The organism is Sulfuriflexus sp. (genome assembly GCF_032250955.1).
GTDB lineage: Bacteria > Pseudomonadota > Gammaproteobacteria > AKS1 > AKS1 > Sulfuriflexus.
Genome location: NZ_JAVVES010000064.1, coordinates 1 through 13491, shown reverse-complemented (window position 1 = coordinate 13491; position 13491 = coordinate 1). Strand labels below are relative to the sequence as shown.

19 protein-coding genes are annotated in these 13491 nt (G+C 51.3%); 10 read left to right on the top strand and 9 right to left on the bottom strand.

Annotated elements, in window-relative coordinates:
- Positions 1-232: hypothetical protein (locus tag RQ738_RS11135; protein WP_314165279.1), on the bottom strand; the 232-nt coding region annotated here is incomplete at its 3' end.
- Positions 213-1496, bottom strand: coding sequence for an MFS transporter (locus RQ738_RS11130; RefSeq protein ID WP_314165277.1), 1284 nt, complete (start codon positions 1494-1496; stop codon positions 213-215). The genes RQ738_RS11130 and RQ738_RS11135, both read right to left, overlap by 20 nt.
- Positions 1497-1613: 117 nt before the next feature.
- Here RQ738_RS11130 and RQ738_RS11125 point away from each other — a divergent pair, with 117 nt between their 5' ends.
- The 4 genes from RQ738_RS11125 (at position 1614) to RQ738_RS11110 (ending at position 3497) form a co-directional block, all read left to right on the top strand.
- Positions 1614-1823 carry an RNA-binding S4 domain-containing protein gene (locus RQ738_RS11125; protein ID WP_314165276.1) on the top strand — a complete coding sequence of 70 codons (210 nt, stop codon included), beginning with the start codon at positions 1614-1616 and terminating at the stop codon, positions 1821-1823.
- 3 nt (positions 1824-1826) lie between these two features.
- Positions 1827-2192, top strand: coding sequence for a DUF6164 family protein (locus RQ738_RS11120; protein WP_314165275.1), 366 nt, complete (start codon positions 1827-1829; stop codon positions 2190-2192).
- An 87-nt stretch (positions 2193-2279) separates the two neighbouring features.
- A complete protein-coding gene (locus RQ738_RS11115) occupies positions 2280-3116 on the top strand; it encodes a sulfurtransferase (RefSeq protein WP_314165273.1) in 837 nt (278 codons plus the stop codon).
- A gap of 147 nt (positions 3117-3263) precedes the next feature.
- Positions 3264-3497, top strand: a complete 234-nt coding sequence (locus RQ738_RS11110) for a hypothetical protein (RefSeq protein ID WP_314165272.1) — start codon at positions 3264-3266, stop codon at positions 3495-3497.
- On the opposite strand, the gene RQ738_RS11105 is transcribed toward RQ738_RS11110, so the two are convergent.
- Positions 3494-4186, bottom strand: coding sequence for a hypothetical protein (locus RQ738_RS11105; RefSeq protein ID WP_314165270.1), 693 nt, complete (start codon positions 4184-4186; stop codon positions 3494-3496). The two genes, RQ738_RS11110 and RQ738_RS11105, sit on opposite strands and share 4 nt — an antisense overlap.
- Before the next feature lie 190 nt (positions 4187-4376).
- On the opposite strand from RQ738_RS11105, the gene RQ738_RS11100 reads away from it, so the two are divergent.
- From RQ738_RS11100 to RQ738_RS11090, 3 genes are all read left to right on the top strand, one after another.
- On the top strand, positions 4377-5126 hold the full coding sequence (locus RQ738_RS11100) for an RNA polymerase sigma factor FliA (protein ID WP_314165269.1): 750 nt from the start codon (positions 4377-4379) through the stop codon (positions 5124-5126).
- Between the two features lie 55 nt (positions 5127-5181).
- Positions 5182-5643 (top strand): DUF1249 domain-containing protein, encoded by a 462-nt coding sequence (locus RQ738_RS11095; RefSeq protein ID WP_314165268.1) that lies wholly within the window; start codon positions 5182-5184, stop codon positions 5641-5643.
- Between the two features lie 134 nt (positions 5644-5777).
- Positions 5778-5981: a hypothetical protein gene (locus RQ738_RS11090; protein WP_314165266.1), complete on the top strand. Its 204-nt coding sequence runs from the start codon at positions 5778-5780 to the stop codon at positions 5979-5981.
- 297 nt (positions 5982-6278) lie between these two features.
- Here the strand turns inward: RQ738_RS11090 and RQ738_RS11085 are convergent, their stop codons facing one another.
- From RQ738_RS11085 to RQ738_RS11065, 5 genes are all read right to left on the bottom strand, one after another.
- Positions 6279-6716 (bottom strand): hypothetical protein, encoded by a 438-nt coding sequence (locus RQ738_RS11085; protein ID WP_314165265.1) that lies wholly within the window; start codon positions 6714-6716, stop codon positions 6279-6281.
- Positions 6716-7141: a YkgJ family cysteine cluster protein gene (locus tag RQ738_RS11080; RefSeq protein WP_314165264.1), complete on the bottom strand. Its 426-nt coding sequence runs from the start codon at positions 7139-7141 to the stop codon at positions 6716-6718. The genes RQ738_RS11085 and RQ738_RS11080 overlap by 1 nt, the downstream gene beginning before the upstream one ends.
- 348 nt (positions 7142-7489) lie before the next feature.
- Positions 7490-8617 carry an NAD(P)/FAD-dependent oxidoreductase gene (locus RQ738_RS11075; RefSeq protein ID WP_314165263.1) on the bottom strand — a complete coding sequence of 376 codons (1128 nt, stop codon included), beginning with the start codon at positions 8615-8617 and terminating at the stop codon, positions 7490-7492.
- Positions 8599-9819: a cyclopropane-fatty-acyl-phospholipid synthase family protein gene (locus RQ738_RS11070; protein ID WP_314165262.1), complete on the bottom strand. Its 1221-nt coding sequence runs from the start codon at positions 9817-9819 to the stop codon at positions 8599-8601. Before RQ738_RS11070 ends, RQ738_RS11075 begins: the two co-directional genes overlap by 19 nt.
- Before the next feature lie 118 nt (positions 9820-9937).
- On the bottom strand, positions 9938-10471 hold the full coding sequence (locus tag RQ738_RS11065; RefSeq protein ID WP_314165260.1) for a metallophosphoesterase family protein: 534 nt from the start codon (positions 10469-10471) through the stop codon (positions 9938-9940).
- A gap of 169 nt (positions 10472-10640) precedes the next feature.
- On the opposite strand from RQ738_RS11065, the gene RQ738_RS11060 reads away from it, so the two are divergent.
- Positions 10641-10985: a histidine triad nucleotide-binding protein gene (locus RQ738_RS11060; protein WP_314165259.1), complete on the top strand. Its 345-nt coding sequence runs from the start codon at positions 10641-10643 to the stop codon at positions 10983-10985.
- A gap of 103 nt (positions 10986-11088) precedes the next feature.
- On the opposite strand, the gene cynR is transcribed toward RQ738_RS11060, so the two are convergent.
- On the bottom strand, positions 11089-12012 hold the full coding sequence (cynR, locus tag RQ738_RS11055; protein WP_314165257.1) for a transcriptional regulator CynR: 924 nt from the start codon (positions 12010-12012) through the stop codon (positions 11089-11091).
- Between the two features lie 262 nt (positions 12013-12274).
- Between cynR and RQ738_RS11050 the strand changes: the two genes are divergently transcribed.
- A complete protein-coding gene (locus RQ738_RS11050; RefSeq protein WP_314165256.1) occupies positions 12275-12994 on the top strand; it encodes a HupE/UreJ family protein in 720 nt (239 codons plus the stop codon).
- A 114-nt stretch (positions 12995-13108) separates the two neighbouring features.
- Positions 13109-13450 carry a hypothetical protein gene (locus tag RQ738_RS11045; RefSeq protein WP_314165255.1) on the top strand — a complete coding sequence of 114 codons (342 nt, stop codon included), beginning with the start codon at positions 13109-13111 and terminating at the stop codon, positions 13448-13450.
- The last annotated feature ends 41 nt before the right edge of the window (positions 13451-13491 follow it).

Below are 13491 nucleotides of genomic sequence, written 5' to 3'. Positions count from 1 at the left end.
TAAAAAACGACCTCAGCGCTACCCTATTGTTAAAACTAAAAAAAGAAATGCCGGTCAGTCTTAACTGACCGGCATTAAGCCAGTGGCTGCCTTTTTTTGTTTTTTTCTTTATTAATAATGCCCGATGCAAACCAGAAGTGATTTTATCGTGGCCTTGGCGATAGCCGGGGCGGTCTTCGATAATTGTAGCGTGAGGGTTCTTGCCATCGTCGTCACTGTTGCCGGGCAGCACGAATCCCGCGCTGTTCATCGATACGGAGCATAACCAGCATACCGGCGATAAAGAATACCAGGGTAATCAGCAGGCTTTGCTGGTGGTCACCCCGGTTCAGCCAGTTGAACAGCCCATAGGTAACCGGGCCGATAATCGCGGCCAGTTTTACACATAGGCCCCAGAAACCGAAAAATTCACCGTAACGTTCGACCGGACTGAACAGGCCGATCAGCGCCCGGCTCGCCGATTGCGATGCACCCATAGCCAGACCAATCAGATTCGCGGCCAGCCAGAACCAGCCGGCCTCCTTGTGCCACCATATAATGATGATAGCGGCACACCAGAGACCCAGGGTCAGCATCAGGGTGCGAACCGATCCCAAACGGTCCTGCAGATGACCAAAAATAAAGGCCCCCAGGGTAGCGGTAATATTCACAATACTGATGAGGACAATATTCTGCTGCGTGGTAAAGCCCATAACCTGGTCGGCATAGATGGCGGCAAGGATAACAACAATATAAATACCGGCATGGAAGAGTGTTAATGCGACCATGAAACGCCGCAGATCCGGATAGAGATGCAAATGCGTAAGGGTATTTCTTAACCGATTCACTGCCGTCTTGATGACCGGGCCTCTTACGCCGGCGCGGTGACTGCGTTCCTGTAAATAATAAAAAGTCGGTATGGCGGCGAGCGCAAAAACAGCTGCAACGATGAGCATGGTCAGGGGAATTGTTTTCTCATCAGGTTGGCCGATAGACTGCGCATAGTTGATATACAACAGGCACAGCCCAAGGCTGAACAGGCCACCGACGAAGCCCAGCGCCCAGCCATAGCCGGATAAACGACCGATGTCGCCTCTGCTGGCAAGTTCAGGCAGGAACGCCGCGATCAGGTTTTCGCCCGTTGCGAACATGACATATGAGACTACCAGCAAGAGCATGGCCAGGTTGACATCTCCGGCCTGTGGTACGGAAAGCAATGCGGTAAAAATCACGCAGCCCAAGGTGCTCGCCGCGAGCAGGGTTTTTCGCAGGCGGTAAATGTCGGCAATGGCACCGACAAGGGGTGCAGTCAAAAGTATAATGGCATTGCCGATGGCAAAGGTGAGGGTCCAGAGCAGGGTCGCCTCACCACCCGTAAAGCCCCCGTTCATGGCGATAACAGAGACGAACCAGGCATTGTAGATCGTGGTTAGTACAACCGTGGTGTAGCCGGAGTTGGCGAAGTCATACATTGACCATGCGATCTTTTCGCGCCGGCTGCTGGGTATCTCTATCATTTATGCGTATGATCTCAAAACGAATGCTGACATTATTATGGCTGTTGCCGCTATTATGCCGGTTCCGGATGAGAATGCCACGATTAGCAATGCACAATACAGGGTTATAGATTATTTATGCAGGATTTTGCTTTAGAAGGACGGGAATATATTCAGCTGAATGACCTGCTGAAGATTACCGGCCTGTGTAACAGTGGCGGCCAGGCCAAGCAGCTTATCGACCAGGGACTGGTGAAAGTGGATGGCGTGGTCGAGACACGCAAGCGCTGCAAGGTGCGCAGTGGTCAGTGGGTCGAATTTTCCGGTGAACAGGTAAACGTAATATAAACGATGGCCGTCATTATATTCAGACTCAATGGTGTCCCGGATGACGAGGCCGATGAAGTGCGGGCGCTGCTGGAGGCTAATGGTTTTGAATATTATGAGACCTCGGCCGGCCGCTGGGGAATATCTGTGGCCGCCCTGTGGCTCAAAAATGATAAAGACAAGGCGGCGGCGCGCGCCCTGATTGACACACTGCAGTCACAGCGGCAAGCGCGAATCCAGACTGAACATGCGCGGTTGCGCGAAGAGGGGCAACTGGAGAACTTTCTCAGCCGGGCATTGAATAATCCGCTGCAAGTTCTTTTCTATGTGCTTATTATCATTCTGATTATTTACCTGTCGCTCACCCCGTTTATTTTCCTTGGTGAGTGAAGACAACAAGTGAGGTTTGCTATGTGGCGATGTGTACTGGGTTCAATCGTATTGTTTTGTGTGAGTTTTGCCGGGTCCGGGGTGGTGATGGCCGCTACAGACTCGGTATATGTTGAGCATGAGTGGCTGGCAAAGAATCTCGGCAACAAGGCTGTGGTTGTCATCGATATGACCGCAGACGATGTCCAGTATATGCGTTATCACATTCCCGGGGCAGTACGTATTTCCTACCGGGATATTGTCATGCAGCGCAAAGACAAGGTGTCGGTCAGGCTGCCGGATAGCCAGTTGCTCAAGGTGCTGGGCCAGGCGGGCATCCAGCCGACCCGGCATGTCGTGATTTATGATGACATGGGCGGGTTAAACGCAGGTCGGCTGTTCTGGGAACTGGAGCGTATCGGGCACAAAAAGGTCTCCGTGCTGCGCGGTGGCCTCGTGCAATGGGTGCTGGCCGGGCACAAGGTGGATAACCAGGCGGTGAAGTCCACCCCGGTTCAGTACCAGTCAGCAGGTGAGGGGGTAGACAACGAGGCCGACCTGGCGGCGGTCAAAGCGGCGAGTGAAAAGGGGACAGCGACATTGCTTGATGTCCGTTCACAGGAGGAATATGTCGGGCACCCCAAATACCCGCGTAGCGGCCATATCCCCGGGGCCAAATGGGCGCCATGGGAAGACAATGTCGATTTTGAAAATGGCTTTGTGCCAAAAGCGGCCGAACAGCTGCTGAACAAGCTCAGTGCCATCGGGGTGAAGGATAAAGATGCGCCGCTGATTGTCTATTGCCGTTCCGGTCACCGTGCCAGCCAGTCTTACCTGACTCTGCGTGACCTGGGTTTTGAGACGGTGCGCCTCTATGATGCCTCGATGGCGGAATATTCGCGTCAGCCGGCGCTGCCGCTGGTCAAGGGTATGAGCGAAAAATAGCCCGACGGGTGATATTAAAGCTTCTCGGATACTGGACGATACAAAAATACGTAGTTTTCTCACCGGCGTACAGGCGGCACAATAATGTCCCTGCCGACGGTCATTCTGCAGGATAAGAGTCAGGATATTTGAGGGCGATTAGGCACAGTGGATATCAAAACAACAGCATTGGGTTCGGGCATCCAGGGGATTCAGCGTGGCCTGAACAATGCCCGTGAGCAGGCCCACGAAATTGCCACCGCCCAGCAGGGCTCGGTGACGGATATCGCTGAGTCACTGGTGGGTTTGAAACAGAGCCTGGTGCAGGTTCAGGCCTCGGCCGAAGTCGTGGAAACAGTCGATACGCTGCTCGACTTTTTGCTGCAGGGAACAGAGCGTTAAATAGGCAAAAATACGGCTGAGGCCAGGCGTTGAATCACGTTCTTGATGGTGCGCCGGCTTTTCTCCGCGATGATGAGCGCCATTGTATCCTGCAGCGAAATCAGCTCCCCAAATAACCTTTCAAAACTCAGGTTTTTTATCTTTCCATCCAGTTCGTTACTGATCAGGAACAGCTCACCATTCGCCTGCCGGTACTGGCTGAGTCGCCACACGGTGATTTCGATATTGCGGGCCGAGTTATACAGCTTTTGCGGATCGAGATCGTCAATCATGAAAAATTCCTGCTTATTACCATAGGCGGCTGCAATCATCGTTTTCAGGCCGATCACCAGTGCCAACACCCGATCTCCCTCGTAGTGCTCATCGAAGGCCAGCCGGATGCTCTCGGTGCGACGCTTGCCCTGCAGGCCGGGGTAGTTGTGTTGCGGTTCGAACAGGCGCGCCACACAGGCCTTGATAGCGGGGGTACCGCCCTCGCAATGCCGGGGGTTGCGACGATAGAGTTTGGTCGCCAGACGCTTCAGCAGGCCTTCGACACGCCGAATGTGGATATCGGTGACAGTATCGATATCAGTCTTTGCCAGGTAACCGAATTCCGTACCGGCGGGGCCGGTTGCCTGATGGTGGCCGTTACTGGAACACCCGGACAGACAAATCAGAAATAATAATATGCTTAAAGAAGGTCTCATAATCAATTGTTTTTATTGGAATTAAACCCTTTCCCTCTGCCGAACTTGAGAAACAGCCTGAATTATTAGTGTAGCCCTTGGCCAGCGCTAAAGAAAAGCGGAATGCTGCCGATCCTTATGCTAAGAAGAAGTTTGCAGGACCGTCGGATGATGGTTTTGGCAGACATGAATAAGGATGCTGATATAGCGCATGGCTGAATTGCCGAAAAAGCCCGATGAGGTCTACAGGGAGATAGCTGTCGATATGGATGCCGTCGTCGTCGAGCACGCTTCGCTGGTAAAACGCATTGCCTACCACCTGAAGGCCAGACTTCCCGACAGCGTGCAGGTCGATGACCTGATCCAGGCCGGCATGATCGGGCTTATCGAGGCCGGACGAAAATACGATGCCGGACAGGGGGCGCGCTTCGAGACCTATGCCGGAATCCGTATCCGTGGCTCGATGCTCGATGAACTGCGCAAGAATGACTGGGCACCCAAGTCAGTACACCGCAAGAGCCGCGAGCTGGCCGATGCCATTAAGCTCATCGAGGGACGTACGGGGCGGGATGCACGCGACCAGGAAATCGCCGCGGAACTCGGTATCAATGTCGATGAGTACCACCGCATATTGCAAGACGGCAATGCCTGTATCGTCAGCATGGAGCAGTATGGAATCGACAAGGAGGAGCTCCTGCCTGGCCTTATCGACCATCATTCCAACCCTGAACTACAACTCTACCAGAGTCGATTCCGCGAACATCTGAAAAAAGCGATTGCGGGCCTGCCGGAAAGAGAACGGATTGTTATCTCCCTGTACTACGAGTCAGAAATGAACCTGCGTGAAATCGGCTCCATTATCGGCGTCACCGAGTCGCGGGTCAGTCAATTACTCAACCAGGCTCATGCCCGCCTCAGCGCGCGTTTGTCAGCGTGGCAAAAAGATAAAAGTCAAGATTGACGCACGCTACGCGCTGGCCGATAGTAAAGGCTGGTAAATTTTTTAAACCAATGTTATGAGCCATACCATACAACGCCGTCACGCCCATGATTTGCACCGATTAAATGAGGTGAATTATCAGCTCGTGATGCGCCTGATCCCCGATTTGCTTACTCTCGGTAATCATGCCATTTCTCAAACCGGGAGCGGGAGTGCCCTGCATCTGCAGATTATTGAACGCAGCCCGTACACCACGGCATTGTCGCTGACTCACCATTTCCAGCTGGGAACAGTCAAGTTGCCGATCCCCGATTTGTGGTTGCGGATTTATCATGATGTCTGCGTCGCAGAAGCGATTGCTCAGCTTGATGGTAGCAGCCCCGCACATACCCGGGCCTATGACTGGCACAAGGGGCTGGATACGACGGTCAAGTGCCAGCTGAACAGGTTCACGGAAAAATGGTTACGCCATTGCCTGCATGAGGGACACTGCTTCCGCGATGACGGGGTTCATTCAGAATTCTTATTAGACAGATAAGGATTTTTTAATTATGCATGACGTTGAATAAATGAATAATAGGCTTTAGTAAATATCGATTGATGCCGCTACAGAAGCAGGCCCCGGTATTAATCGTAGCGGGAAAGCGTATGTACATTGATGGAGGTACAGGCATGAACCGAATACGTCAGCCAGATTCTGTACAGGATTATCCGGACACAGTACAACAATTACTCGATATAGACAGGGAGACCGATGATATGCCAGATGTCGAGGGTGTTCACCAGGGAGTAATCCTTAGCGATACCTGGGGAAATGAGTGGGATGATACCGGCGACTTTGGCGAGATCGATTTCCGGCTTGTTGATGACATATAAAGAGATTGATGATTGCCTGGCTCACAGAACCCTTCGGGTTCATTGTGAGTACCCTAACCTTCTTCCAGAAGGTTCAGGGCAATCGATGATTGATGAATGAATTAGAGAAAGTTCATCGGTAGCTTATAGCTGCGAGTCAATTCTTGATTAAACAGGAATCATAACTATGGATATGCATGTGGCGAAGATCTGGTCTTTTCCAATCCTTGCCTGATAACTGTTGCGAGCAAGTTATTGAATAATAATTTATGAGGTCACTGAAATCATCAATCAGCATTCATAATTCATCAATTACTATCAATTACCAAGCGCCGGCCGCCAGCGGGCATGGGTTAATTGCCAGATACCGCTGAACTGCTTCCAGTTGGTCTGAACTTTGTATAACTGGCCACGCTCAGGCACCTTGTCAGGACCGCCGGCAGTCCCCGCATAGAAAATGACCTTCGCGATTCCATCCTTGATCTCGATACTGGTATCGGCCATGTAGATATAGATATTCTTGTTGGATTTAAGTTGCTTGATAACGAAGCGTTCGAGGACCGGACGGTTACCGTGATACTGGCCACGATAGCGGGGCGCGACATGTTGCATAAAGCCGTTCTTATCATGATTTTGTATGGCTTCACGCATGGCCTGCATGTTACTGCGGATGCTGGCCTTGTCAGCCGAGTCACTGCAGCCAGTTAATGGTAAAACGGCGAAAACAAAAAACAGACCATAAAATAGCTTTTTCATTATGTTTGTTCCTCAGCATCAAGCTGTTGTTGCAATTGTTGTCTGATATGCATTCTATCAACGACCTTACCGAGGTTGATGCCCTCGCAATATCTTTTCTCCGCCTGCCAGTGCGCCTCCTTGTCGAGTAATTCCGGCCAGAACGGGTATGTCCGGCACTGAACGGGGCGCAAATGGTAGATGCTGCATTGCTTGTCCTTGCCGAGAAATATGCACTGGCCGTTGCTCAGGCGGATACCCCAGGTTTCGCGAGTCAGGTGCTCGACATAATGACGCTTGAACCAGGCCTCGGAAACGCCCAGATGCGTGCGCAGCTTGTTGGCCTCCGTGTGGCTCAAGGCGATATAGTGACTATCACTATGGCCGGTACAGCACTTGCCACAGGCACTGCACTCAAAACGGATGGGTTTGTCTTCATAAAACATATCTTTAACCTCTGTGACAGACCCGATCATACCTTGATATAAATACATATCGAATATTGATGGCGGCAGGTGTCACCGCTGTTTTAGGCATATTTTGCGTATTTTTTACTAAAGCGATTAAAAACATAAGGTTACAATTATTATTCTGTGCGGAGATTCATGGTTTTGCCAGGTCAATCCCGGTATGCATGCTTTTGGTGGCACCATCGTCAGTGCCGATATTTCTGTCAATGTTACCCATGGCGGTGGCTCATATGCGGGCGGCGAAGGGAATGGAAGAGTACAGAGTAAATAAAAAACAAAAACTGTAGCAGGTAAAACTCCCGTGACTGATACCACGGGAATTTTTTATGCACTTTTTACCGGGGTGAGCGCTGGCTGTTGCTGATGCAGGAACCAGCGGTTAATAACGACATGTCGCGCAAACCACTTGCTTTTTAACAGGTGACCGGCGAGCAGGCACTTGAGGCGCGAAGGCGATGAGGATGCCTGCTGTCGGGTTTTCTTGCCGAAACGGTGTTGTAAGGCTGTTTCATAATCTGCCAGTCGGGCCGGGGCATAATCGCCCTGTGCTGCGATGATCGTATCCGCGGCCAATAATGCAGATTCGATGGCCGGGCGGATCCCTTCACCACTTTGTTGATAGGCCAGTCCGGCTGAGTCCCCAATAAGTAAAACGCCCTCATCATAAACCCGGCGTGGGGCATCGTTATAGAGCAAATAGGCGTGGCCATTGAGCTTGTCCGGCATGTCGGAGGGCACGCGGCCAGCTTCTTTCAGCGCCTGAATGAAGTGCTCAACATGCATGGCAAGCTTGTTACTATCCTGGCGTCCGAGACCTATGTTGAGAAAATTGCCTTTGCGGAAAATCCAGCCATAACCTTTCAGGTCCGGGGTAAAAAACAATTCGGGTGTGTCGGCAGCTACCGGGCAGTCCTGTAATTGCTGCTCGCTCATTTCAAACTCAACTTCCTGTGCCGTTACCGGAGATTCCGTAGCACCGAGCCGGGCGCCAAGGTGGCGGGCAATCGGGCAGAAGTGTCCACCGGCACCGATAAGCAATGGCGCGGCATAACGATCATTAATCAGCCAGCCATTGTCATAGTGGTTGATGGATTTGACGGCTTCGCCCAGGCGGCACTCGGCACCGCTGCGTTCGAGCAGGTAATGATCAAATTCGCTGCGCCGTATGCCGTAACTGACAACGTCATCGTATTTGGTGTAGACGTCCCGGCTACCGATACAGCTGGTGCGGAAAGACCTTATCGGTTGCAGGACACGTGAACGGGCGTAATCCTCAAGGTTGATATCGAGTGATTGCATCACCGCCGGGGTGACCCAGCCGGCGCAGACCTTGTTGCGCGGGAAGCGGCTTTTATCCAGAACAATTACATCAAAGCCATATTGGCGTAACTGGCGGGCACAGGTGGAGCCGGCCGGGCCACCACCGACAATAATTACATCACTTGTTTCCATTCGGCTTCTTCTTCCTTGCGATAAATATGATCTCTTGTCCAGGGGATCTTATTGCTTGCCCCGGGGGCAAACACAATCTGGTAAAGCTGTAATGCTCCGGTAGAAAAGGCCGCAATAGAGCCGGCAAGATACAATCGCCAGGCGCGGACAAATTCTTCATCGAACATATTGCCCACCTGGTCAGTGTTCTTTTCGAAGCGCTCCAGCCAGTGTCGGAGTGTCAACGCATAATGCAGACGGATGTTTTCCACATCCAGTACAGAAAAGTTTTCAGGTTCGAAGATATCCATCGTTTCGCGTAGCGTCGGTGGATAGGCGCCGGGAAAGATGCGTCGTTCAATCCAGGCGTTCATGCGGGCCGGCTGGTTGCGACCAATGCTGTGGATCAGGCCGCGACCATCTTCTTTCAGACAGCGTTTGATGGTATTGCCAAGCTCTTCGTAATTATTAACGCCGACGTGCTCGAGCATACCGACAGATACAAAGGCATCGAATTTGCCCTGAATGTTCCGGTAATCATCTTCGATAAAGGTAACGTGTTTATCCAGACCTTCTTCGCGGGCGCGTTGTCGTGCATGGATGATCTGCTGATGCGAGATATTATAAGCGTGCACCTTTACACCGTAGTGTCTGGCCAGATGCAGGGCCAGTGAACCCCAGCCACAGCCGGCCTCGACTACGGTCTCACCCGGTTTGAGTAACAGCTTACGCGCAATGTGATGCATTTTTTCTTCTTGAGCCTGTTCCAGCATACCGTGCGGGCTTGGATAGTAGGCACAGGTATAGAGCATTTTCTTATCCAGCCACATGCGGTAGAACTGGTTACCGATATCGTAGTGCTTGTGAATGTTTTCCTTCGAACCATGCAAGGAGTTACAGCGGGGCCTTGCCTGCCAGTGCACAATCTGCCTCTGCAGCCAGTTGCGTTTGCTGCGCGACATGCCCTGGTAGATTTTCTCCAGGAACTGAACCAGATCGCCGGTTAGCTGGATATCACCATTACTATAGGCATCACCAAAATACAGCTCGGGGTTTATGAATAAGCGTAGCAGCGCGCGTCGCGAACGAATGTGTACATGGGCAATCGGCATTTCCAGGCTCGGGCCGATTTTGGTGCCATTCCACAGGCTGATACGTACCGGCGCTTCGCCGATGACCCGGTAGATGGTATTGAGTAGCCATTTATCAAGCACAGATACCATAGGTGTCCTTCCCGTGTGATTGATACAATGGGTCGCCATCAGGCCACCCCCTTGTCCTACATGCTGCCGCAAAAGCAGGCTGGAGGTCAATACGGTTAATACGTACGTGGGTGGGAACTCAGGTGCCGGCTTCGCTGAAACGCCGTTCGCAGAGCTGCCATTCGCCCTGGCTGGCCTCGAGGATGAGGCAGGAGGGACCGCCACGCGTACGGATCCGCCCGGCTGCACCGGGATTGATGACCCAGGGGCTGGTATTCAGGTCGCAGACCATGCTGTGGCTGTGGCCGTAGACGATGGCCCGTGCCGCCGGAAAACGCTCGCGCATACTGTCATGTTGTGGATGATTGCCGCCGTACTGGTGGCCATGGACGACAGCCAGGCTACCACCGGGCAGCTCGATACTGGCTTCCTCGCCGATCTCGCCGAGGGCGGCATGTTCGTCACGATGCCAGACTTGTTCGGTGTCGTTATTGCCGCGCACGGCCACGACCCGGCCACTGCGTGGGCGCATGTCTTCGAGCACCGTCTGGCCCATAATGTCGCCCGCATGCACGGCAATGTCGCAGTCCGCAAGCAGGGCGGCAATACGGGGGTCGAGGTGACCATGGGTATCGGAAATGATACCAATGCGGATCTGGCTGGTTTTGTTCATGTTAAACCGGTAGTTGAATCATTGTTGGCAGACGCGCATTCTAGCGAAGCTGGCCGGTTACGTCACCCTCTAATATGGAGAAAAAACCGCGTTTATCAAGGGTTTTGAGCTGGCGACAAAGATGCTGGATAATGATGACAAAATCAGAGTAGAGGAGTGCGATACGAGCATGAGTGATTGTCTGTTTTGCAAGATGGCCGGCGGCGAGATCAAGCCGGATATTCTCTATGAAGATGATGAGGTGCTGGCATTCCGGGATATCAATCCGCAGGCTCCGCTACATTTCCTGGTGATCCCCAGGCGTCACATCGCTACACTCAACGAACTCGAGGCCAGCGATGCCGGGCTGGTCGGCAAGATGTTCCTTGTCGCAAAGCAGGTGACCGCCGAGCTGGGTGAGGCCGAGGCGGGCTTCCGTACGGTAATGAACTGCAACGCGGCCGCGGGACAAACCGTTTTTCATCTTCATCTGCACGTGCTGGCCGGGCGTCATCTTTACTGGCCGCCAGGGTAGGATTCAGCGCATTTGCAATGGTTATGTCGAGAATGAAGGTCACAAACCGGGTAATACTTCTGAGTAATTCAGGGAAGGGTAGCTAGTCATTTCAACGCGCCGATCAGGCCGTTTTATATTCATTCATGGGGTATGCCGTGGCCAGCTCTACAAAGGCCTTGCAGGCTGGACTTTTATTGGCATTTTTATAACAAATAAGACTGATCGTATGGTGTGGTAATTCCGGTAGCAACGAGATTGAATACAGATCATGCTGTTGCCGGGCGATGGTGTTGGGCAGAATAGTGGCAAGCTGACTTGAACGAATTATTTCAATTATTACGCTAAGAGAAGAAGCCTCCATAACAATATGTGGCGCAATACTGTTTTCCAGGCAATATTGGTCAATATGGTTACGCAAGGCATAATTGCTATTCAGCAAGACCAGCGTTTCCTTTTCCAGCGAGTGTTTGCTAAGCGGCCCTTGTTGATTCACAAGATGGTGTTCCTTGCCAAACACAAGGCTGAGTGTTTCGAGCATTAGAGTGTGGCTATCAGCCATACCAGAGAACATATCTGTGGTCAGGGTGCTACTGAAGGCAATACCGATATCGACGTGGTCACCCGCCAGGGCTTCTTTCATTTCATTTTGGGGCATTTCGAGCGTATTGACATTGATGCCCGGATAGAGACTGTTGAATTGTACCAGTAACGGAATAGTTAAATAGTCGGTTATCGGTGTCATCGCCAGGCGGAGCGTGCCTCTACTCAGATCATTTAATTCGTGTACGGCACGAGTGGCGGCTTCCAGTTCTCCCAACGCCCGGCGGGCATGTTGTATATACACTTCCCCGGCCGGGGTAAGTCGTACAGTGCGGCTGGTTCGATCCAGCAACTGCACATTCAAAAGATCTTCCAGTTGTTTTATTTGCTGCGACAGTGTCGGCTGCGAGACATACAGGATTTCTGCTGCGCGGGTAAAACTCTTGTGTTCGGCAACTGCAAGCAGGTATTGGATCGAACGCGGGAAAACTGCATTTCGAGCCATAGTCATCTCCTATAGAACTTATCAGAATTACATCTTGGAAAACGATACTCGCATGGTACATAGTTCAACACAAGAAGGCTTGTGACTTCATAGTAGCTGGAATATACATGACTTCAGAAACAATTATGGTGACGTATTTTGCTTTGCAATCAATTGTTCATAATTATTATAACGCTACATTAGCAAATTATAATATTGATTTTACTTATAGAACGAACGATATACCTGAGCAAAACAGTCAACATATTAGGGTTTTGGTGACATGTTTATTCTTGATGTTCATATCAAGCCGGAAAACAAAATTATATTAACAGCGAGGATAATTGCTATGAACTTAGTGAACAATATTCCAAATAACTCTCTACGCAAGGTGCTTGCACTGACTATGGGTACATTACTGTTCTCTGCATCACCGGCATATGCGCATCACTTAATGGATGGGGCTACACCACAGACGTTTGCACAGGGGTTCCTGTCAGGTCTGGCTCACCCCATCATCGGTCTTGACCATCTGGCATTTCTTGTAGTTGCGATTCTACTGGCATGCTCACTGAAAGGTTCAATGCGTTACCTCACGCCACTGGCATTTGTTGCAGCCACCGTCGGAGGGGCCGTATTACACCTGGGTGCTGTAAATATCCCTATGTCTGAAACACTGGTGGCGCTGACAGTCATCATGGCCAGCATGCTGGTGCTGACACGCAAATATCCCGGTGCCTTTGTGCTCAGTATCGTCTTTGCAGTAAGTGGCATTTTCCATGGTTATGCTTATGGCGAATCTATTGTTGGTGCAGAAACAACACCATTACTGGCTTACCTGATCGGCTACGCTGGCATTCAGTACACACTTATTATTGGTGGCGTAATTGGCATGGAGAAACTCACAGCACATTCAGAGCATGCACGTAACATTGCAGTGCGCTTCAGCAGTGCAGTCGCCTTCCTGACAGGTGGACTATTCGTCGCCTTGAGCTTTGCATAACAGGCCGGTCTGGTTGAACCGGGTGACGCAGTCACCCGGTTCACTAGCTATAGAACCCTTGAAGAGAAGCATCTTTTAATCTGTATAGAAGATGGAACCAGGCGGAAATAAGCAATGAATAAATCTCAGATGAAAGAAGCAATACTGCAGGCAAAAGCAGAAAAAGGTCTTAAATGGAGCGATATTGCCAGCGCAGCTGACTTGTCTCCGGAATATATCTGCTCTGCGTGCCTTGGCATGAATCACCTGGAAAAGGTAAATGCCAATGCGGTGGCTGAGGTACTCGGCCTGGGCAGTGAAATCTCAATGGCACTGCAGCAGTTTCCACATAAGACCTGGAATCAGACTGTGCCGACTGACCCGCTGATTTATCGCTGGTATGAGATTGTCGGCGTATACGGTGAAACTATTAAAGAAATGGGCTCTTCACCAAATCAAGTGGGTAGGTTACCGTAGAAGCCATGAGAGACAAAGAATTATACGCGCAGATATTAGGG

What these genes read in the sequence shown, in the direction of transcription:
- RQ738_RS11130 (WP_314165277.1), bottom strand. Translation starts at nt 1,496, where the DNA reads ATGATAGAGATACCCAGCAGCCGGCGCGAAAAGATCGCATGGTCAATG.
- RQ738_RS11125 (WP_314165276.1), top strand. Translation starts at nt 1,614, where the DNA reads ATGCAGGATTTTGCTTTAGAAGGACGGGAATATATTCAGCTGAATGAC.
- RQ738_RS11120 (WP_314165275.1), top strand. Translation starts at nt 1,827, where the DNA reads ATGGCCGTCATTATATTCAGACTCAATGGTGTCCCGGATGACGAGGCC.
- RQ738_RS11115 (WP_314165273.1), top strand. Translation starts at nt 2,280, where the DNA reads ATGGCCGCTACAGACTCGGTATATGTTGAGCATGAGTGGCTGGCAAAG.
- RQ738_RS11105 (WP_314165270.1), bottom strand. Translation starts at nt 4,186, where the DNA reads ATGAGACCTTCTTTAAGCATATTATTATTTCTGATTTGTCTGTCCGGG.
- RQ738_RS11100 (WP_314165269.1), top strand. Translation starts at nt 4,377, where the DNA reads ATGGCTGAATTGCCGAAAAAGCCCGATGAGGTCTACAGGGAGATAGCT.
- RQ738_RS11095 (WP_314165268.1), top strand. Translation starts at nt 5,182, where the DNA reads ATGAGCCATACCATACAACGCCGTCACGCCCATGATTTGCACCGATTA.
- RQ738_RS11090 (WP_314165266.1), top strand. Translation starts at nt 5,778, where the DNA reads ATGAACCGAATACGTCAGCCAGATTCTGTACAGGATTATCCGGACACA.
- RQ738_RS11085 (WP_314165265.1), bottom strand. Translation starts at nt 6,716, where the DNA reads ATGAAAAAGCTATTTTATGGTCTGTTTTTTGTTTTCGCCGTTTTACCA.
- RQ738_RS11080 (WP_314165264.1), bottom strand. Translation starts at nt 7,141, where the DNA reads ATGTTTTATGAAGACAAACCCATCCGTTTTGAGTGCAGTGCCTGTGGC.
- RQ738_RS11075 (WP_314165263.1), bottom strand. Translation starts at nt 8,617, where the DNA reads ATGGAAACAAGTGATGTAATTATTGTCGGTGGTGGCCCGGCCGGCTCC.
- RQ738_RS11070 (WP_314165262.1), bottom strand. Translation starts at nt 9,819, where the DNA reads ATGGTATCTGTGCTTGATAAATGGCTACTCAATACCATCTACCGGGTC.
- RQ738_RS11065 (WP_314165260.1), bottom strand. Translation starts at nt 10,471, where the DNA reads ATGAACAAAACCAGCCAGATCCGCATTGGTATCATTTCCGATACCCAT.
- RQ738_RS11060 (WP_314165259.1), top strand. Translation starts at nt 10,641, where the DNA reads ATGAGTGATTGTCTGTTTTGCAAGATGGCCGGCGGCGAGATCAAGCCG.
- cynR (WP_314165257.1), bottom strand. Translation starts at nt 12,012, where the DNA reads ATGGCTCGAAATGCAGTTTTCCCGCGTTCGATCCAATACCTGCTTGCA.
- RQ738_RS11050 (WP_314165256.1), top strand. Translation starts at nt 12,275, where the DNA reads ATGTTTATTCTTGATGTTCATATCAAGCCGGAAAACAAAATTATATTA.
- RQ738_RS11045 (WP_314165255.1), top strand. Translation starts at nt 13,109, where the DNA reads ATGAATAAATCTCAGATGAAAGAAGCAATACTGCAGGCAAAAGCAGAA.